We start from the raw sequence: 20,627 nt of genomic DNA, 5'->3' as shown, positions 1-20,627 counted from the left end.
AGTTTAAACTAGTTACTAGCACTAGATGCTGCAGCGGCAGATGAAACAGCTGCCATTGTAGCTATTTCTATTGCAATTGCAACAGTTAATGCAACATTGTTTGTAGTATTTATTAAATTCTCTTTAATAACGTCATCCATGGTATCAATATACATTGAAGTTACTAAAGATGCAGAAATCATATTCCTAATCAATGCTCCCATAGAAATGGTCCCAAAACCTTTTTCTTTTTTTAATTCATTACTTGTAGTAACAACAGTTTTAGCAAAAGCATCAGTGTCATCTGTGACAAAAGAGGCTATACCTAAAAGTGGCAAAGAATAACTTTTTAAAGGAACATTGTAGGTTTCAAGTTTTTCTTTAAGCTCAACAACTTTTTTACACTTATCTTCTGCTGGAAGATTTATAAAGCACAATACATGAGATAATGTTTGAAGGTTATTTCCGCTCCAAAGTCCATGTTTTTTAAGAATAGTATAACATTTTTCTATTTCATTAAAAGTTTCATCATAATTCTTAGAAGTTGTAGCAATCATAGCAGCACAAGCTATATCCTCGTGACCAGTTAAAAATCTATGATTGTTTTTCATAAGATTATATACAGTTCTTGTATTTATTATAGCATCATTTGTATTAACCCTATCTTTTGCATCAAAAATAACTTGAGCTGCTAAAACAAGATATTGGTTTGAAAAAAATTGTTCTTTTAATTTATTATATATATTTATAATTTCCTCTAAACTAGCCTCCATATTATCAGTAAGTGAAATATTTACAGCTAAAGTTAATAGATTATTTCCTCTAAAATTTGAAAATATAGACGTTTTACCTTTGATTAAATTAATAGCCATATTAATTTTTTCAGAATCAACATTTTTATCTTTTAATGTTACATTTAAAGCATTGCATTTTTTAAAAAGACTCATTCCAAAAGTACCATGAACTTCATCTAAACCATGGCAATTATGTATCATTAAATTTAATTTATCACAAATCATATTGTTTCCCCCATAAAAGTAAGATAAATTTTAAAATTATCATGTTATTTTAATGATTTAGTAAGTAATAATATTATTATAAAAATTATTCTAACATAGAATTTAATGGTTAAAATTACAAAAAAATTACAAAATTAAAAAATAAACCCTTAATTATTATATATAACTAATAATGAAATATTTTTAATTAGTGCGTAACATTCTTAGATATAATTTCCATAAATATTTTAGGAGTTACTATTTCAACGTTAGGATTTTCTTTAAGCTTATCAACAGCATATTTAACATTACTTAAATCTTTACTCCAAGCATGAACATAAACAAAGGTATAGCTATTAGCATCATGAATGTCTGTTTGACCTGATTTAACTCTATCATTTATATTCTTAATTAAAGTATCTTCATCCTCTAAGTTACTCCAAAGCAAATCCCTACAGGATACTATAGGTTTATTATTAGACCAATTAATCTTTCCGTGATAGTTGTCATGTCTATGATAATCAAGATAAAATAATCCATCTATATTAGATTTAATAGTAAATTTATCCCAAAGTTCATTATTATAAAAAGATGAATCGTCTATAATTGCAACATATTTTTCATCGGTCTTTTTCATATATTCATTTAATCTAGTAGTATATGATGTTAGAGCATTTGTATTAAATTTACTAGGATATATATATCCATTACCTGATGGAGAAACTATAAAATAATCACTATTAGTTCCATTAGAAGCAGTTTTATAATATAAATCAAATACAGTAGGAGATAAAAAAAATAATGATGGACTTAGAGACCAACCTAAATTAAATTGTCCTCTATATGGAGATCCGAACCACTTTAAAGAACCATAATTACTTCCAAGGTTCCATTGTTGATTATCACCATCGGATATTATAAATGTTACATAATGAGCATTTTTTTTATCGGGAGTATTTTGCGATAATTTTTGATTAACAGGTAATGAATCAAATGCACTTAATACAGTTAAGTTATAAGACCAATCTGCAGCAACCATACCTACACCATATTTTGATGTTGTACTTACATTTGTAAATTCATCAGGGCCCCAACCTAAACAAATAGAGTCTAGTTCCATAGATGAAAATATTTTATCTCTAAGAGAGGTGTCACTTACACTATCTTCATAAAATATCAAGGATTTAGTCATTATAGCATAATCTCTTAAAGCAGTGTCTTTTTCAGGAGAAAGTTGAATTACTATTGAGTGATTTAAACCTTTATCCCATAAATTATCATAAGCCCAGTTCTTATCAGTATTTCTACAATCTCCTTTAATTTTTGTTATACCTTGAGATTTTACTTTGTCTTGAAGTGTTTCATCAATAGCAATGCAATTATTTAATGATGCAAAAGAACATGCATTATTTATTGAAGGATTTTTTAAAGAAGCATTATTATAAAGCACATATCCATCAGTATAATCTTTAAATATATTCAATAATTCCCAAGGGTCTGAAATATTTTTACATATAATACCGTAATTATTTTTCAAATCATTTAGCCATATTTCATAATCAGGTTGGGAAGAGTTAAGTGTATATATCTGAGAAGAACATTTAGGATTAACTATTCCTTGAAGAGTAGATATCATTGTTCTTTCACTAGCAGTCATTGCATTTTGTGAAATGACATATAAAGTAGTTGGAGTTTTAGAATTTTTTATGTAGTAAGATTTAGAGGAAGAATTAGATAAAAAAGCAATAGGAAAAAAACTATTGCTTGTAGTTGTAGTTTTTTTCCAATCGCTATATTTAATGTTAAAATTATCACCGTTTTCTTTACAGTACTTATAAAAGTTCTGTAAAAATGCAAGAGAATTCTTATCATAAAAAGGTTTAATTGGAGTGTCTTTTAAATTACCTAGTAATATTTGTCTTTTTATAATATCTTCAGCTGAAACATCTTTATAGTTTTTAACCATATCATACATAACCATAAATGTTGTGGTTCGACCTACACCATGTTTGCAGTGAAAATGAAGCCATGTATTTTTCGGTTGTGACTTTACCGTTTTAATGAAGTAATCAACCATATCATCTGTAGGCAGATTATTATCAGTAACAGGAATACGGATATATGATAGTGAGTTAGAAGTAACAAGTTTCTCTTCATTTTCAACAGTAGTTGGGACTACAGTGAAATTAGGATTGTTATAAACTTTTATAGGCACACCTAACTTAATACTATCTAAATCATTTTTTTCTTTTTTAAGAACTTCATCTTTGGATAAGCCTACATTAGCATTATTTTGAGTGTTTGCCCAACTAACAGGGAAGCTATTTATAAATCCATGAGATTCTTGTCTTAAATCAACAACTGTTATTGGAAGCTTTGTATCTATGTTTTTTATTAAAATAGGTAAATTATGTCCAGAAAATTGATGACTACCAGAGATATTTAACTTATCTAGGCCAGTAAGATTTAAATTAGCATTATTTTTTATACTTGAAATATCAGAAGTTTTACGGAAAGTTTCAGGGACTTGATTGTAATGTGATGGGTTTGATACATCTAACACAAGATTCACAGTGTTTAGTGGAGTATCATATGCTTTGATGTTTTGTGGCTTTATTAATATACCGTAGAACATACATAAAAACATTAATAAAAAAGAAATATGATTTTTAAGTTTTTTATTCAATTATTATCACCTCCATAAAATAGTATAAAATTTTATTATAAATTTATAGATATATATAGGATGTGCTTAATAAAAATTTTATATGTAAGCATTTATATAATTTTAAAATATCACTAATAGTCAATGTTAATACAGTATAGGACAAGAATGATTGATTGATATTGATTATCAATTGCCGTAAATATATACTTGAAATTAATAAGGAGGACATTACAAAGTCTTAGAAATATAGGGAAACAAGCTCAAATTTAAATTTATTCAATAACCTTAAAATATTTTTATACAAGATACATTGTTGAATTCTAAGTGATTCGGAGCATATCTTACTATTTTTGGTACCCAAGTTTGTGGATAGATAATTTTAAAAGTCAACTTGGAACCCTATAGTGTATTTAAAAAATACATAAAAAATTGTATAAGGAGATGGGAGTATGTAAAAAAGTTAATTTAAATAATAATTAAAGTTAAAAGGAGGAGTTGTAGTATGTCTAACTTAAAAACTAATAAGTTACAAACAAAGGATTTAGTTACTATAGGTATTTTTACAGCGATATATTTTGTCATAACTATATTAGTTATGATTTTAGTTGCAATAGCACCTGTTATATGGTTACTATATCCTGGAATCTTAGCAGTTGTTTGCGGTGTTATATATATGTTATTAACAGCCAAAATTGAAAAAGCTGGTCCAGTATTTATTATGAGTACTATAACAGGAATTATATATTTAGTTACAGGAGAATGTACATGGGTAATATTAGCAACTTATGTAGTTACAGGATTAATTGCTGAGGTAATTCGTAGTTCTTTTGGATATAAAAGTTTTAAAGGTAATTTATTTGCTTATTGTGTATTTTCACTTGGAATGATTGGCTCACCACTACCATTGTGGTTATTTCATGATAGTTTTATCCAATCAATAATAGAGATGGGTATGGATCCATCTTATGTTGAAAAGATATCAACAATGGTTTCTGGATGGTCTTTTATAGGTATGATAATTGTAACTATAATTTGTGCAATAATAGGTGGATTTATTGGTAAATCAATGTTGAAAAAACATTTCCAAAAAGCAGGTATTGTTTAATGGAAAGTGTATCAAATGAAAGTTATTTGAATTTAGACCCGAGAACTAAGCTAGTATTATTATTTATAACTAATATTATTATTTTTTCAACTACACAGGTATATATTGAGATAGCAGTGGTTTTACTCCTTATGATGCTTATATCATTATGTGGATGTTTCAAATCAATTTTAAAATTAGTAACAGTTTTTTTTTCATTAATATTAATTCAATTTTATGTAATACCAGTGTTACCAACTATACTTGTAATGACTTTTAATGTCCTTGCAGTTTATGCAAGGAAAATACTTCCTTGTTTGATGATTGGTACACTTATAGTTAAGACCACCCCAGTAAGGCTAATCATGTTGTCTTTAAGAAAGTGGAAAGTTCCACAAAAAATTTTAATACCCTTAGCTATTACTATACGTTATTTTCCTTCTATTAAAGAAGAATATTCATACATTAAAGACGCAATGAAGTTAAGAGGAATAAAAGGTATTGTAAAAAAGGTTGAGTGTGTATATGTTCCATTATTAATATCTGCAACACATACTGCAGAAGAATTAAGTGAAGCTGCAATAACAAGGGGAATTGAAAATCCTGTACCTAAAACTAGTGTAATAAATATTAAATTTCATTTTCAAGATTATTTTTCTTTGGTTGTAGGTGTGGTTTGTATGATAATTGCATTTACTGTGAAAATTCAAATTTAAAAGTAAAATTTATGTTTTTAAAATATATAGAGAAACAAGCTCCAATTTAAATTTATACATAAAATTTTTGTTATCAGTTGAGAAAAATAAGTACAAATATAGTTATTATGAATTTAGTATGAAAGTGGCAATCACTTTCTGAAAATGATTTTAAAAAATCTATCAATATAATTTGCTTTGCAAATTTATAAAAAGGTACGTTGAGAATTACTAGGAACGAAGTGATTAGTAATAACCACAGCTGTTAACTATTCACTCTTAACTTTTAACTAAAATAATCTTTTAGTTATTGATAAAATATTAATTTAAATTTTCTCATTTGATAAATGAATAAGTTTAAAATTTAATTTGGAACCCTATAGTGGTTAGCTGAAAATAATTAATTTTATAATTAAGTTCCTATTATTTTAATTTAGTACTTTCAGCTTTCCATTTTTATAAAATTAGAGAACTTATATTAATATTGGGGGTAAAAATGTGATAAATATTGATAATGTATTCTTTGCTTATCCAACAGAGAAAAATCATAATATAAAGAATATAGATATAAAGATTAATCATGGAGAATGTGTTTTATTATGTGGTAAAAGTGGATGTGGTAAAACCACAGTAACAAAACTTGTAAATGGATTAATACCACATTTTATAGATGGAGATTTAAAAGGAAATGTTCATGTTAATAATATGAATGTAAAAGAGACAGAAATGTATAAATTGTCTTTGAAAATTGGATCAGTATTTCAAAATCCTAAATCGCAATTCTTTAATATTGATTCTGATAGTGAACTTGCTTTTGGACTTGAAAATCAAGGGTTGGAGCCTAAATATATGCGAGATAGAATTAATAAGGTAGTTAAAGAACTTAATATAAAAAACTTTTAAAAAGAAATATTTTTAAAATGTCTGGAGGTGAAAAACAAATACTCGCATTTTCTTCTGTTCATGCAATGAATCCAGATATATATGTTCTAGATGAGCCATCTGCTAATTTAGATGCTAATAAAATAGAGTTATTAAAAGAATTACTTATAAAGATTAAAAACCAAGGAAAAACAATATTAATAACTGAGCATAGAATTTATTATCTAGCTGATATTATTGACAAAATTGTGTTTATAGATGATGGAGAGATAAAAAGTCAACTAACAAGAGAAGAATTTTTAAATTTAGAAGATAGCACTCGTAGAAATATGGGATTACGAACATTAAAGATACCTGAAATCGAAGAAAAATTCCATATTGTAGAAAATAAAAAATCACATGAGGCAGAACTTGTTATAGAAAATCTTTCATGTAATTATGGAAAAAAAGAAGTTTTTAAAGATATATCATTTTCTGCATCTGCAGGAGATATTATAGGTATTCTTGGAGAAAATGGTGCAGGTAAGACAACTTTAATGAGATGTTTGGCAGGGCTTATAAAAGAAAAAAGTGGAAATGTATTTATTGATGGAGAAAAATTAAATTATAAGCAAAGACTAGATTATCACTATATGATTATGCAAGATGTAACCCATCAGCTTTTTGCCGAAAGTGTAATTGAAGAATTTACTTTAACAAATGAAAATATACCAAAAGAAAAAATATTATCTATATTAGAGGAATTTAATCTTGATAAATTTAAGGGTAAACATCCAATGTCATTGTCAGGAGGTCAAAAACAAAGACTTGCAATAGCAGTTGGAGCATTAGCTAATAAAAGAATACTAATATTTGATGAACCTACAAGTGGACTGGATTATATACATATGTATAAAGTAAGTAATATTATAAAAAAACTTAGCAAAGAAAATCATATTATATTTATTGTTACACATGATAAAGAACTTTTTGAAATAACTTGTAATAAAGGTTTAAAGTTGGAAAATGGCAGAAAAGTAAAAGAATTTTTAGTAAAATAAACTCATTTATTGTTTTAGAAAGGAAGTAAAAAAATTGGAGGCTAAAAAAAAAGAAGGATTAGCAAGACTCTTTGAAATTGCAAGTGAAAAAAAGAAGTTTCTTATTATATCTGGAGTGGTATCAATTATAAGCGCCTTTTTTCTATTATTTCCATATTTAATGGTGTATAAAATTATGGAAGAGCTTTTAAAAAACGCTTCTAGTATATCAAATATAAGTGGAAGTAGTTTGATGAATTGGGCAATTTATGGCAACATAGCAATGATTATAGGATACATTTTATTGTATGTAGGTGCAATGATAGCTCACATAGTTGCTTATAACATTATATATAAAATAAGAATAAAACTTTCAGAACATATGGGTAAACTTCCAATGGGATATTTCAATAAAAATTCTATTGGAAAAATTAAAAGCGTAATAGAATCTGATGTGGAAAAAATAGAACTTTTTATTGCACATCAACTTCCAGATTTAGTTAGTACTGTTGTAATGATTATAATAATTTTTATATCTATGTTATATTTAAATTTTTGGTATGGATTAGCTTCTATCATACCAATAGTTGTGGGATATTCTTTGCAATACTCTATGTTATGTGGGGAGAAAGCAAAAGCTGGATTAAAAGAATATTTTGATGCATTAGAAAACATTAATACATCAGCTATACAGTACGTCAGAGGGATGCCATCTATAAAAATATTTGGACAAACTATTCACTCCTTTCGTGAATTTTATAATGATATGATTGCATATCGTAATTTTAGTATACAATATGCAAAAAATTATGAGAAAAGTTATGTTTTATTTAATACAATTATTGCGTCTTTATTTACATTTATAGTTCCAGTTGGACTGTTATTTATAAGTAAAGAACCAAGTAATTTAGCATTATCAATAACATTTATTTTTTTCTTATTCTATCAATGGGTATTTCTTCACCAATTTTAAAATTAAATGCATTAGCTACAACAGTAAATAGAATATCAGAGGGATTAAATAGAATAGATAGGATTATGGAAGAAGAACCTATTAAAATTTCAGAAGATGTTAAAATACCATCTGAATTTGATATAAAATTTAATGATGTGTCATTTGCATATAATAAAGATGGACAAGAGGTCTTAAAAAAAATTAAGTTTACTGCATATCAAGGAGAAATTACTGCTTTAGTAGGTCCATCAGGATCAGGAAAATCTACTATAGCTCAATTGATACCTAGATTTTGGGATGTGAATAATGGAAGCATAACTATTGGAGATATAGATATAAAAAGTATCGAAAATGAAAAACTTATGGATATTATATCCTTTGTTTTTCAAGATAATTTTTTATTAACAGATACAATTTTTAATAATATTTTAATTGGTAGTCCAAATGCACAAAAAAAAGAGGTTATTGATGCTGCAAAAGCTGCAAGATGCCATGAATTTATAAAAGCTCTTCCTAATGGATATGACACTTATGTAGGAAACAAAGGCACGTATTTATCAGGTGGGGAAAAACAAAGAATATCTGTAGCAAGAGCTATATTAAAAAATGCACCAATTTTAATATTAGATGAAGCAACAGCATTTGCAGACCCAGAAAATGAATATGAAATGCAATTAGCTTTGCAAAAACTTATAAAAAATAAAACTGTATTAGTTATAGCTCATAGATTAACTACAATTGTAGATGCAAATAAAATAATTGTTATAGAAAATGGGGAAATATCAGAGCTAGGGACTCATGATAGTCTTATAGCTAATAATGGTTTATATAAGAAAATGTGGGAAGCGTATAATGCATCTTTAAATTGGAAAGTTGATAGTAGGTTTATTAAGGAGGTAAAAAAAGAGTAATGAAATTTTTATATACCATTACTGCAGGAAATCCTAAGAATATGATTAAACCTGTTTTGTGGGAAGTAGCTACTGAAATAATCAATATGATTCCTTTTGCTTGTATAACAATAATTATAAACATAATATATGAGTATCATGCTAAGGAAAGACAAGAATTGAATTTTAATATACTTTGGATAGCCTTTTCTATAATGATAATATTCTTTTTTATCATATTTCTCTGTAAAAGAAAATCATATAGAGCTATTGTAAGTTCTGCATATGAGACTTCAACACAAGGACGTATAAAAATTGCTGAGCATTTAAGAAGACTTCCTCTTGGATTTTTAATGAGTAAAGATTCAGCAGAGTTAGGAAGTATGATAATGAATGATATTACTTTAATAGAAGAAGCATCAAGTGATATATTACCACAACTTATAGGTGGCATAATTGTACCAATAATTGCTTTGGTTGGAATGGCATTTGTTGATTGGAGATTATCTTTATCAATGTTTTTAGGATTTCCAATATCAATTCTTATAATAGTAGCTATTTCAAACTTTCAACGTAACTTAGCAACAAAACATTCTATGGCAAAGCTTGAACAATCAAATTGTATTGAAGAGTATCTTGCTGGAATAAAAGTTATTAAAGCTTATAATTTAACCGGTAAAAATTTTTCTAAATTAAATCAAGCTTTTTATAATTTTATGAAAATGAGTATTAAACAAGAAGGACTAGTAGGCCCATTTTTCTTAGTAGCAGTTTCTTTTATTAAATCTGGTTTATCTTTTATTTCAATTTCTGGTGTTTATTTAATTTTAAATAAAAGTTTAACTATACCAATTTTTGCCCTGTTTTTATTGGTTGGAACTCGTATTTTTGATCCATTGTCAGCGGCTATTACAAAACTTCCAGAGCTTAAATATGACATGATTGCAGGTGAAAGTATTATTCATTTGCTAAATCAGCCTAAGATGACAGGAGAAGGTAGTCCTAATAATAAACACAATATAAAATTTAACAATGTTACATTTGGTTATAAAAAAAATATGGTTTTAAATAATATTAACACTGAAATAAAAGAAGGAGAATTAACTGCTATAGTTGGTCCATCTGGAAGTGGAAAAAGTACAATGCTTAGACTTATAGCAAGATTTTATGACCCTAATAATGGGATGATTACTTTTGGAAATAAAAATTTATGTGAAATAAATCCGGAAAAGTTAATGAATAAAATTTCCATGGTATTTCAAGATGTATATTTATTTGAAGACACAATAGGAAATAATATTCGTTACGGAAAAAATAATGCAACACATCAAGAAATAGAAGAAGCAGCAAAAAAAGCTTGTTGTCATGATTTTATAGTTAAACTTCCAAAGGGATATAACACTATAGTTGGAGAAGGGGGTTCTACTTTATCAGGTGGAGAAAAACAACGTATTTCAATAGCACGTGCTATTTTAAAGGATGCACCACTAGTTTTACTTGATGAGGCAACATCATCCCTTGATCCAGAGAATGAATTAGATGTTCAAAGGGCTATTAATGAATTGGTGAAAAATAGAACTATAATTATGATTGCTCATAAGTTAAGAACTGTAGTTAATGCAGATAAAATCATTGTTATAGATAATGGAGAAATAGTTGAAGAAGGTAATCATGAATATCTTATAAAAAAACAAGGTCTTTATTTAAAATTATGGAATTTACAAATGAAAACAAGAGGATGGAAAATAACTTCATAATAAATCCTTATAAAAATATATATCATTTTTCAGGAGGATAAAATATGATTAAAAATTACGGATTATGTGAAAAAAGAGAAGATATTAAACAAATTTTTTTAGAAGAACTAACACTTTATGACCATCTAGAATTGGCTATAAAAAGGTACAAAAGTAAAATTGCACTTGTAGAGAAAAGTAGAAAATTAACTTATATAGAGCTTTATAAAGAGATAAGTAAGGCTTCAGGAGGATTTTTGAGACTTGGAATAAAAAATGGTGATAAAGTATTGATTCAACTTCCTAATTGCATAAATTTTGTTATAGTCTCGTTTGCACTGTTTAAAATAGGTGCTTTACCAATTTTTGTTTTGCCTAGTTATAGAGAAAATGAAATTGATGAAATTATTAAAAAAACTAAACCTAGTGCAATAGTTATTAATGACAGTTATTTAGGATTCAATTATAAAAACATGGCAATTAACCTAAAGAAAAAACATAAAAGTATAAATTGGATAATAAACGTGGATAAAGATGATGAAAATCCATGTATAAAAGATTTTAAAGAATCAAATGTAAAATATGAAAAGCCATTATATAATGATACAGCTTTTTTAATTTTATCTGGTGGAACAACCAGTCTTCCTAAAATAATTCCAATAACACATAGTGCTTGTGCTTATTATGCAAAGGAATGTGCAATAAATTCTAAAGTAAATGAAAAAAGCACATATTTAGCTATTTTGCCAATAGCACATAAATTTGCACTAAGTATGCCTGGAGTTATTGGAACATTAATATTAGGTGGAAAAGTTGTAATGTGTGAATCAGGAAGTTGTGAAGAGGTTTTTCCAATAATTGAAAATGAAAAAGTAACAATAACATCATTAGTACCATCTTTAATAAATTTATGGCTGGAAGTTTTAGAGTGGGACAAAAAGCATGATATATCAAGTTTAAAAGTTCTACAAGTGGGAGGAGCTATGTTAAGTAGTAATACTGCAAAAGAGATAGTAAAGAATATGCAGTGTAATCTTCAGCAAGTGTATGGAACTTCAGAAGGAGTTATATGTTTTACAGATTTAGATGATGATTATAATGTTTTATGTAATAGTCAAGGTAAGCCTATTTCTAGATTTGATGAAATAAAAATTATTGATGAAAATAGCAATATTATATCAAATGGAGATTATGGCGAACTTTTAGTAAAAGGACCATATACTATAAAAAGTTATTATGAAAAAGACGAAAGTAAGGATAATTATTTTACTGAGGATGGTTTTTATCGCACTGGAGATAAGGCAAGAATAGTATTTGATAATAAAATACAAATAGTAGGACGTCTTAAAGAACAAATCAATAAAGCAGGAGAAAAAATAATGCCATCTGAGATAGAAAATATATTATGTAAACATAATAATATTAGAAATTCTGCTGTAATAGCTATTGAAGATGAAGTGTTAGGTGAACGAAGTTGTGCATTTATAATTTCAGATAATATAAATTTAAAAAAGGCTGATATTACAAAATTTTTCATAGATATGGGAGTTGCTTCAAATAAAATACCAGATCAAATGGAATTTGTAGACTATTTTCCACTTACAGGGGTTGGAAAAATTAATAAAAAAGAGCTTAAAAAATGGATTTTAAAATAGATTAATTTAATGAATTTATAAGAAAAATAAATATAGAGAGGTATAATGCTATTGTATTATCAATTGGTAATTATTATCGATGGAAGATATATTATATAGTTATCAATTTAATATAAATTATTTTATAAGGGAGTGATTAAACTGGATAAAATAAATAACAAACAAATATTATTTAACTATGAAGATATGAAAGCTAAAATTAAAAATATATTATCAATAAAAGGTGATATAGAAGATAATCGTAATTTACTTGAGTTAGGATTAAATTCACTTCAAATAATGAGATTAGTAAATCAATGGCGTCGTGAAGGAATAGATATTACATTTTCAAAACTTATTTCATCACCATATCTGAATCATTGGTGGGGACTAATAAAAGAGCAAATGAAAGTAGAATCTAAAAATATTAATGAATATAAAAAAATCAAATATATGTGAGGATAATTTAGAGCTTACAAAATCATTTCCATTAAATGATGTACAATATGCATATTGGGTAGGAAGACGTGAAAATCAACCACTTGGTGGAGTGGGATGTCATGCTTATTTTGAAATAGATTGTAATGATATTATACTAGATAAATTACAGAAAGCCTGGATTAAATTGTTATACCATCATCCTATGCTTAGGGCAAGATTTTTAGAAAATGGAGAACAAGAAATATTAAAAAATCCATATTCAAAAGAAATAGTAATTAATAATTTTAAAGATAAATCTTTAGAAAATATAGAAAAATCTTTAAAAAATATTAGGGAAAAGTTGTCTCATAGAGTGTTAGATGTTAAAAGTGGACAAGTTTGTGGGCTAGAAGTTAGCTTATTACCAGATAATAAAACAAGGATACATTTTGATATAGATTTACTAGTTGCAGATATGCAAAGTCTCCAAGTGATTTTTAGAGATTTAGCATTAATTTATGACGGAGTAAAAGAGCTTTCTGCACCGATTGATTGGAGTTTTGGAAAGTACTTAAAAAGGAATCAACAAAGGCTATTAGAAGAAAAGAAAAAAGCTAAAAATTATTGGGAGAATAATTTAAATATTTTACCTAAAGGACCTACAATACCGTTAGAAGAAACACCAGAAAATATAATAAAACCTGTATTTAAAAGAAGAAAATATTTTTTGAATAATTCTCAATGGGAATCACTTAAGAGTAAAGCAGCAGCAAATCAGGTTACACCAGCTATGGTATTGTTAGCTGCATATTCAGAAATATTAGACAAATGGAGTGAAAATTCTAAATTTTTAATAAATATGCCATTATTTGACCGTGAAACTAGTGAACAAGGAATAGAAGATGTTATAGCAGATTTTACAAATGTATTATTATTACCAATAGATTGTAATAATATAAAGCCATTTTTACAAAGGGTAAAAGACATTCAGAAAAATTTTCATAAAACTGTAGAGTATTCATCATATTCAGGAATAGACATATTAAGAGATATGGGAAGATTATATCCTGGAGAAGGAAGTTTTGCACCGGTAGTATTTTCATGTAATTATGGGACTCCACTTATTAGTGAAAAATTTGAAAAAGTTTTAGGAAAACTTTCATATATGATTTCTCAAACACCTCAAGTGTGGCTAGATTTTCAAGTTTATGAGATTAATAATGGGTTGTTACTTGCATGGGATAGTGTAGATAAACTTTTCCCAGAAGGTTTAATTGATGATATGTTTAATAAATTTAAAGAATTAATTAATTGGATAGTTAATGAAGAAAGTTGGAGCGAAGTTCCTGAAATTCTTTATAATATTAGAGAATTAAAGAGTTATGACGTAGAAAATGATGAACTTCCACTCAAATATAAAAAATGTTTACATACGTCGTTTTTCGAAATTGCAAAAAAAACCCCTAATAAAATAGCAGTTATAGACGGAGTATTGGGAATTAAAGTTTCATATGAAGAATTAGCAAAAGATGCATTGAAAATAGCTACAATGCTTGAGAAAAATGGAATTAGTAATAAAGATTTAGTTGCAGTAACTTTGCCAAGAGGAATAGATCAAATAAAAGCAGTTTTAGGTATATTAGCTGTAGGTGCATGTTATGTGCCTATTAGTGAAAAGCAACCATATTTACGTAGAAATGCAATTTATAAAAAAGCTAATATAAGTTTCACTATTACTAATGAAGAGTTATATGAAAATATAAAATGGCCAACAACTAATAAAATTTTAAAAATTGAAAATTCTAAAGAAATGAAGTTATTTACAGAATTTAAAAAAGTTTCTTCAGATAATTTAGCATATATAATTTTTACATCTGGATCTACTGGAGAACCTAAAGGTGTTGAAATTTCACATTGCGCAGCAGTAAATACAATAATTGATATTAATAAACGTTATAATGTTTCAAATGAAGATATAGTGTTAGCTCTTTCATCCTTAGATTTTGATTTATCAGTGTATGATATATTCGGCATATTATCTGTTGGTGGAACAGTAGTTACTATTACAGAAGATAACTATAGAGATGCTGCAAGTTGGGTAGAGATAGTACAAAATTACAATGTTACCATATGGAATTCAGTACCAATATTATTGGATATGTTCTTATTAATGGCTGAAAGCAAAAAAATAAAAATACCATCAATAAGAGTAGCTATGCTATCTGGAGATTGGATTGGACTTGATTTACCTTCAAGATTATATAATATATCAGAAAATGCACAAATGGTAGCTATGGGTGGAGCTACAGAGGCATCTATTTGGTCAAATTATTTTAATGTAACTTTGCCACTAGATTCTAAATGGAAGTCAATTCCTTATGGAAAACCCTTAACTAATCAAATTTATAGAGTTGTAGATAGAAAAAGAAGAGATTGTCCTAATTGGGTTTCAGGAGAATTATGGATTGGTGGAGTTGGAGTTGCTAGGGGATATGCAGGTGATGACAAACTTACAAAAGAGCGTTTTGTAGAGTGGAATAATAATAGATGGTATTTAACAGGAGATATAGGACGATATTGGAATGATGGGAATATTGAGTTTCTAGGTAGAAAAGATTTTCAAGTCAAAGTTAGAGGACATCGTATTGAACTTGGGGACATAGAAACTGCAATAAAAAAATATCCTAATGTGCAAGATGCTGTAGTTATTACAATAGATGATTCATATAAAAATAAGCATTTAGTTGGATATATAATATCTAAAAATAAATATGAAGATTATAATGCAGATGATTTTAATAGTATAGAAGAAAATATAAAGATTTTTTTACAGGACATATTACCAGATTATATGATTCCTACTAGATTTGTATTATTAAAAGAGCTACCACTTAATATTAATGGAAAATTAGATAGAAAATTATTGCCATTACCTAGTGTTGAAAAAAATGAAAAATCAGAGAAGCATTTTATGAAACCAAAAACAAAAACAGAATTGTTATTATCTAAAATTTGGTGTGAAATTCTTAATATAAATGAAATAAATATAAATGATAATTATTTCATTTTAGGTGGCGATTCATTAATGGCAACAAAATTGAGCACAAAAATACAAAAGGAGTTTGGTGTTAATTTATCTTTAGAGATGATATTTAAAAATCCTGTGTTTATTGATGAAGTAGATTGTATTGATAGCTTATTAAAAAATAACAATGAAATTATAAAAAAAGATGTTCAATTACCAAAAGTAAATCAAGATTTAAAAAATTTATATAAACCATTTCCATTAACAGATATACAAAAGGCATATTGGATAGGAAGAAGTGGAGCATATTCTTTAGGAAAGGTTGCAACTCATTATTACTTTGAATTTGAAGGTGAAAACTTAGATGTATCTAGGATAAATAATATTTGGGAAAAAATCATAAAACGTCATGATATGATGAGAGCAATAATACTTCCTGATGGGGAAAATCAGCAAATATATAAAGACGTTCCAAGCTATAAGATAAAAGTCTATGATTTAAATTCAAAAATCCTTATAGATGCAGAAAAGACATTAAAAGATGTCCGTATAGAAATGTCTCATCAAAAATTTATAACAGACAAATGGCCATTATTTGATGTACGAGCATCCTGTTTTGATAAAGGAAAAGTAAGGCTTCATTTTAGTTTTGATAATATAATTTTTGATGGTTGGAGCATATTTCATATTTTAAATGAAATGGCTGATGTTTATTTTAACCCAGAGAAACCTTTATCAAAATTAGACTTTTCTTTTAGAGATTATGTACTAGCTACTGAAAAAATAAAAAATAGTGAATTATATAAACGAGATAAAGAGTATTGGTTTAATAAGATAAAAGATTTACCAATGGCTCCAGAGCTGCCGTTAGCTAAAAATCCAGACCAATTAGACAATCATCAATTTACACATTATGAGAAAATAATAGACAAAAATAATTGGACTAAATTTAAAAAAGATATTACAGAGTTTGGATTAACACCATCAGCAGTGTTACTTGCAATATATGTAGAGATTATAGGAGCATGGAGTAGACATCAAAAGTTTACTATCAACTTAACAAGATTTAATAGAATGCCAATACATCCTAAAATAAATGAAATTGTAGGAGATTTCACATCGTTAACATTACTAGCTATAGACAATTCTTTAAAAGATACATTCATTGAAAGGTGTAAGAATATACAACAAAAATTATGGCAAGATATAGATCACTCATATGTAAGTGGCGTTGATGTGCAAAGAGAACTTGCAAAGATTAATGGTAAGAATCAAGGTATGGTTATGCCAGTGGTATTTACAAGTGCAATAGGATATGAAAATAAAAATTCTAAAGAAATTAGTAGATCTTTATTAGGAAAAAGAATATATAGTATTTCACAAACACCTCAAGTTTGGATAGATAATCAAGTTATAGAAGAAAATAAAGAGCTTATATTAACTTGGGATGTAGTAAAAGAACTGTTCCCAGAGGGATTAACAGATGACATGTTTGAAGCTTATTCTAAAACTATTGATAAAGTTATAAATGATATAAAAGTATGGAAGAAAAAGTCTAGAAATATTATCTCTATTCCTAATATTGAAAAAAGAATAGAGGCAAATAGCACTAAAAGACCAATATGTTATGAAACACTTAATAGTTTATTTGAAAAGAAAGCTTTACAATATCCTAATAACATTGCAATATCATCAACAAATTATAAATTGACTTATAAAGAATTGTTAAAGAAGGTTACTAATGTTAGTAATGTTTTAATAGACAAAGGAGTAAAACCTAACAATTTAGTAGCAGTTATTATGGAAAAGGGATGGGAACAAGTTGTAGCTGTTTTAGGAATAATGAAAGCAGGAGCGGCATATTTGCCAATTGATCCTAATAATCCTAAAGATAGACTTGAAATGTTACTAAATGAGGGAGAGATAAAGTTTGTTTTAACTCAAGGCAGTATAAAAGATAAATTAATTTTACCAACAAAATTTGAATTGTTAGAAATAAATAATATTGCTAATAAAGAAAGTAGTCATATATCACAGGATGTAATTGTAAATCCTAAGGATTTAGCATATGTTATTTACACATCAGGTTCTACAGGGGTTCCTAAAGGTGTAATGATAGACCATATTGGTGCTGTAAATACTATTCTTGATATTAATAAACGCTTTTTAGTAGGAACAGAAGATAGTATAATAGCACTTTCTAACTTAAATTTTGATTTATCTGTGTATGATATTTTTGGAACACTTGCTGCTGGGGCCACAATAGTATTTCCAGATAGTGATTCTATTAAAGATCCTTCTCATTGGCTAGAGTTATTAGAAAAATATAATATTACAATTTGGAATACAGTACCGATGTTTATGCAAATGTTTATGGAATATTTAAGTAATGAAACAAGAGATTTGCCACAGTCACTTAGATTAGTTCTATTAAGTGGGGATTGGATTCCACTTGAATTGTCGGATAAAATAAAATTTCATTTTAAAAATACTGAAGTTATTGGACTTGGTGGAGCTACTGAGGCATCGATTTGGTCTAATATATATAAAATTGATAAAATAAATGCAAATTGGAAGAGTATTCCTTATGGCAAACCAATGGTTAATCAACATTATTATATATTAAATGAATTAATGGAAGAATGTCCAAACTGTGTTCCTGGTAGGCTGTATATTGGTGGTATTGGCGTTGCTAAGGGTTATTGGAAAAATGAAAAGAAAACATCAGAAAGATTTATATTATATCCTAAAACTGGAGAGAAGATATATTATACCGGCGATTTAGGAAGATATTGGCCAGATGGAAATATAGAGTTCCTTGGTAGAGAGGATTCTCAAATAAAATTAAATGGATATAGAATTGAACTTGGTGAAATTGAAAGTACAATAAAACTTAACAAAGATATAAAGGATGCTGTAGTTATTGTAGATGAAAAGAATAATGAAGAACGTAATTTAATAAGTTATATAGTTCCTAAAAATAAAGAGTTATCAATTTGTTTTGAAAATGTAGAATCTGATAAAAAGCATATTGATAAATGCTTACAGTATATAAAAATGTCTATAGAAGAGGAAATGAATAGTCTATCAAACGATGTGAATTTAAGTAAAATAGTATTATTTAATAATTGTCTAGATCATATTAGTATTAAGGCCATGTGTGATACTTTTAGCAATATAGGTATTTTTAGCAGTGATGTTAAAGAAGATTATACTGTAGAAGAGTTAATTAAAAAATATAAATTTGATAACCGCTTTAAAACACTAATAACTCATTGGTTAGAAACTTTTGTTAAAGAAGGCATTCTACAAAAAGATTGCAAAGGAAAGTATTTTAATTTATATCCTATAGGAAACTACAAGAAAAATACTGAGATGATTAATCAGTTAAATTCATACCCAGATTTAAAAGAAAAAATAGTTTTAGTAGATATGAAAATGCACAAAGATATAAATACTAATATTTCTATATTAAAAGGTGAAAAAGATTCACGTGAAGTAGTTATTGACAATAGTTTATGTTTAACTCCTAATAAATTAGAAAAATATAATATAGGAGGAGACTATTATAAGGGGTTGTTATGTAAAGCTCTAAAAACTTTTATAAACTCATATAATAACAAAATAAATGTTTTAGAAATAGGTGGAAGAATGGGTAATATTCTATCATTAATAAAAGAGTGTTTGCCTAAGGAAAACTGCGAGTATATATACACAGATGAATCATCTTATTTTTTAGAAAAAGTAAAAAATGAGCATAAAAGGTCCCAAATAATAGATTTTAAACTATTAAATGTTAATAAATCTCCTTTAAATCAAGGTTATGAATATCATAAATACAATATTATAGTTGCTAATAATTCTATACATCGCTCAAAAAATATTGTAAAAACTTTAAGATTTTTAAAAGATATGCTAGCACCTGGAGGGATATTACTCGTTGTAGAAGCTACTGAAAATAGAAAAATTCAATTAAATACAGTAGCTCTTTTAGAAGATGGGTTTTCTAATATAGAAGATATACGAAAAGAAAATAATCTTCCGTTATTATCCAATAAACAATGGATAGATATATTAAAATCACAAGGGTTTTTCAATATAGAATTTTCTTTATTGTATAGTAAAATTTCTAAAATTTTTGGACAAAATATGATTATTGCAGAAGGTCCTAAAACTGTTAAGAAGTTTAAATCAGATGCACTTTCTAATTTCATGAAAGAAAAATTACCAAATTATATGTTGCCTAAAAAATACTTTTTATTAGATGAAATACCTCTTTCAAAAAATGGAAAGGTAGATAGAAAAATATTAGAAGAGTTCAGTGAAAACTATAATAAAAATTATAAAAAATCTAATGTTGTACCTTTTACAGACATTCAAATTAAAATAGCTGATTCATGGAAAGATATACTTCATAATAATGAAATTAGTGTAGAAGATAACTTTTTTAAACTAGGAGGAGATTCATTACAAGCAATTCAGTGTGTAAATATATTAAAGGATAAATATAATATTAAGTTATCTTTAAAAAATTTCTTTGAAGCATCTAATATATACGATCTAGAAAAACTTATAGAAAATAAATCAATAGAAACAAATTTAACTGAAACCTTTGTAGAAGGTGAAATATAGGATGTGATAA

Annotated in this window: 12 protein-coding genes; 10 read left to right on the top strand and 2 right to left on the bottom strand. The window is 26.9% G+C overall.

Annotated elements, in window-relative coordinates; translation table 11 throughout:
- Positions 1-8 precede the first annotated feature (8 nt).
- Together CSGHG_RS00510 and CSGHG_RS00505 are read right to left on the bottom strand one after the other, a co-directional pair.
- A complete protein-coding gene (locus tag CSGHG_RS00510; RefSeq protein ID WP_010291676.1) occupies positions 9-998 on the bottom strand; it encodes a DUF4003 family protein in 990 nt (329 codons plus the stop codon).
- Between the two features lie 187 nt (positions 999-1,185).
- Positions 1,186-3,663, bottom strand: coding sequence for a GxGYxYP domain-containing protein (locus tag CSGHG_RS00505; protein WP_010291675.1), 2,478 nt, complete (start codon positions 3,661-3,663; stop codon positions 1,186-1,188).
- A gap of 484 nt (positions 3,664-4,147) precedes the next feature.
- Between CSGHG_RS00505 and CSGHG_RS00500 the strand changes: the two genes are divergently transcribed.
- The 10 genes from CSGHG_RS00500 to CSGHG_RS19440 all read left to right on the top strand — a co-directional run bounded on the left by CSGHG_RS00500 (position 4,148) and on the right by CSGHG_RS19440 (position 20,617).
- Positions 4,148-4,750 carry an MptD family putative ECF transporter S component gene (locus CSGHG_RS00500; protein WP_010291673.1) on the top strand — a complete coding sequence of 201 codons (603 nt, stop codon included), beginning with the start codon at positions 4,148-4,150 and terminating at the stop codon, positions 4,748-4,750.
- Complete coding sequence (locus tag CSGHG_RS00495; protein ID WP_010291672.1) at positions 4,750-5,445, top strand: energy-coupling factor transporter transmembrane component T; 696 nt, start codon at positions 4,750-4,752, stop codon at positions 5,443-5,445. The genes CSGHG_RS00500 and CSGHG_RS00495 overlap by 1 nt, the downstream gene beginning before the upstream one ends.
- Before the next feature lie 477 nt (positions 5,446-5,922).
- Positions 5,923-6,327 carry an ATP-binding cassette domain-containing protein gene (locus tag CSGHG_RS25200; protein WP_010291671.1) on the top strand — a complete coding sequence of 135 codons (405 nt, stop codon included), beginning with the start codon at positions 5,923-5,925 and terminating at the stop codon, positions 6,325-6,327.
- A gap of 17 nt (positions 6,328-6,344) precedes the next feature.
- A complete protein-coding gene (locus CSGHG_RS19450; RefSeq protein ID WP_010291670.1) occupies positions 6,345-7,346 on the top strand; it encodes an ATP-binding cassette domain-containing protein in 1,002 nt (333 codons plus the stop codon).
- 34 nt (positions 7,347-7,380) lie between these two features.
- A complete protein-coding gene (locus CSGHG_RS24010) occupies positions 7,381-8,298 on the top strand; it encodes an ABC transporter transmembrane domain-containing protein (RefSeq protein WP_010291668.1) in 918 nt (305 codons plus the stop codon).
- Entirely contained in the window at positions 8,274-9,191 is a 918-nt protein-coding gene (locus CSGHG_RS24005; RefSeq protein ID WP_010291666.1) for an ABC transporter ATP-binding protein, read from the top strand. The genes CSGHG_RS24010 and CSGHG_RS24005 overlap by 25 nt, the downstream gene beginning before the upstream one ends.
- Positions 9,191-10,927, top strand: a complete 1,737-nt coding sequence (locus CSGHG_RS00480) for an ABC transporter ATP-binding protein (protein WP_010291665.1) — start codon at positions 9,191-9,193, stop codon at positions 10,925-10,927. Before CSGHG_RS24005 ends, CSGHG_RS00480 begins: the two co-directional genes overlap by 1 nt.
- 44 nt (positions 10,928-10,971) lie before the next feature.
- Positions 10,972-12,561, top strand: coding sequence for a (2,3-dihydroxybenzoyl)adenylate synthase (locus CSGHG_RS00475; RefSeq protein ID WP_010291663.1), 1,590 nt, complete (start codon positions 10,972-10,974; stop codon positions 12,559-12,561).
- Positions 12,562-12,747: 186 nt separating this feature from the next.
- On the top strand, positions 12,748-12,999 hold the full coding sequence (locus CSGHG_RS23840) for a phosphopantetheine-binding protein (protein ID WP_207635856.1): 252 nt from the start codon (positions 12,748-12,750) through the stop codon (positions 12,997-12,999).
- Positions 12,971-20,617, top strand: a complete 7,647-nt coding sequence (locus CSGHG_RS19440) for a non-ribosomal peptide synthetase (protein WP_010291661.1) — start codon at positions 12,971-12,973, stop codon at positions 20,615-20,617. The genes CSGHG_RS23840 and CSGHG_RS19440 overlap by 29 nt, the downstream gene beginning before the upstream one ends.
- Positions 20,618-20,627 lie beyond the last annotated feature (10 nt).

It is taken from the genome of Clostridium senegalense JC122 (assembly GCF_000285575.1).
GTDB lineage: Bacteria > Bacillota > Clostridia > Clostridiales > Clostridiaceae > Clostridium_J > Clostridium_J senegalense.
The sequence above is the reverse complement of the archived record's forward strand: the minus strand, read 5'-3'. Positions and strand labels throughout refer to the sequence as shown.

Excerpts from the sequence above, each read along its gene's own strand:
- CSGHG_RS00495 (WP_010291672.1), top strand. The coding sequence starts at position 4,750 with ATGGAAAGTGTATCAAATGAAAGTTATTTGAATTTAGACCCGAGAACT.
- CSGHG_RS00500 (WP_010291673.1), top strand. The coding sequence starts at position 4,148 with ATGTCTAACTTAAAAACTAATAAGTTACAAACAAAGGATTTAGTTACT.
- CSGHG_RS00475 (WP_010291663.1), top strand. The coding sequence starts at position 10,972 with ATGATTAAAAATTACGGATTATGTGAAAAAAGAGAAGATATTAAACAA.
- CSGHG_RS00510 (WP_010291676.1), bottom strand. The coding sequence starts at position 998 with ATGATTTGTGATAAATTAAATTTAATGATACATAATTGCCATGGTTTA.
- CSGHG_RS00480 (WP_010291665.1), top strand. The coding sequence starts at position 9,191 with ATGAAATTTTTATATACCATTACTGCAGGAAATCCTAAGAATATGATT.
- CSGHG_RS19450 (WP_010291670.1), top strand. The coding sequence starts at position 6,345 with ATGTCTGGAGGTGAAAAACAAATACTCGCATTTTCTTCTGTTCATGCA.
- CSGHG_RS24005 (WP_010291666.1), top strand. The coding sequence starts at position 8,274 with ATGGGTATTTCTTCACCAATTTTAAAATTAAATGCATTAGCTACAACA.
- CSGHG_RS23840 (WP_207635856.1), top strand. The coding sequence starts at position 12,748 with ATGAAAGCTAAAATTAAAAATATATTATCAATAAAAGGTGATATAGAA.
- CSGHG_RS19440 (WP_010291661.1), top strand. The coding sequence starts at position 12,971 with ATGAATATAAAAAAATCAAATATATGTGAGGATAATTTAGAGCTTACA.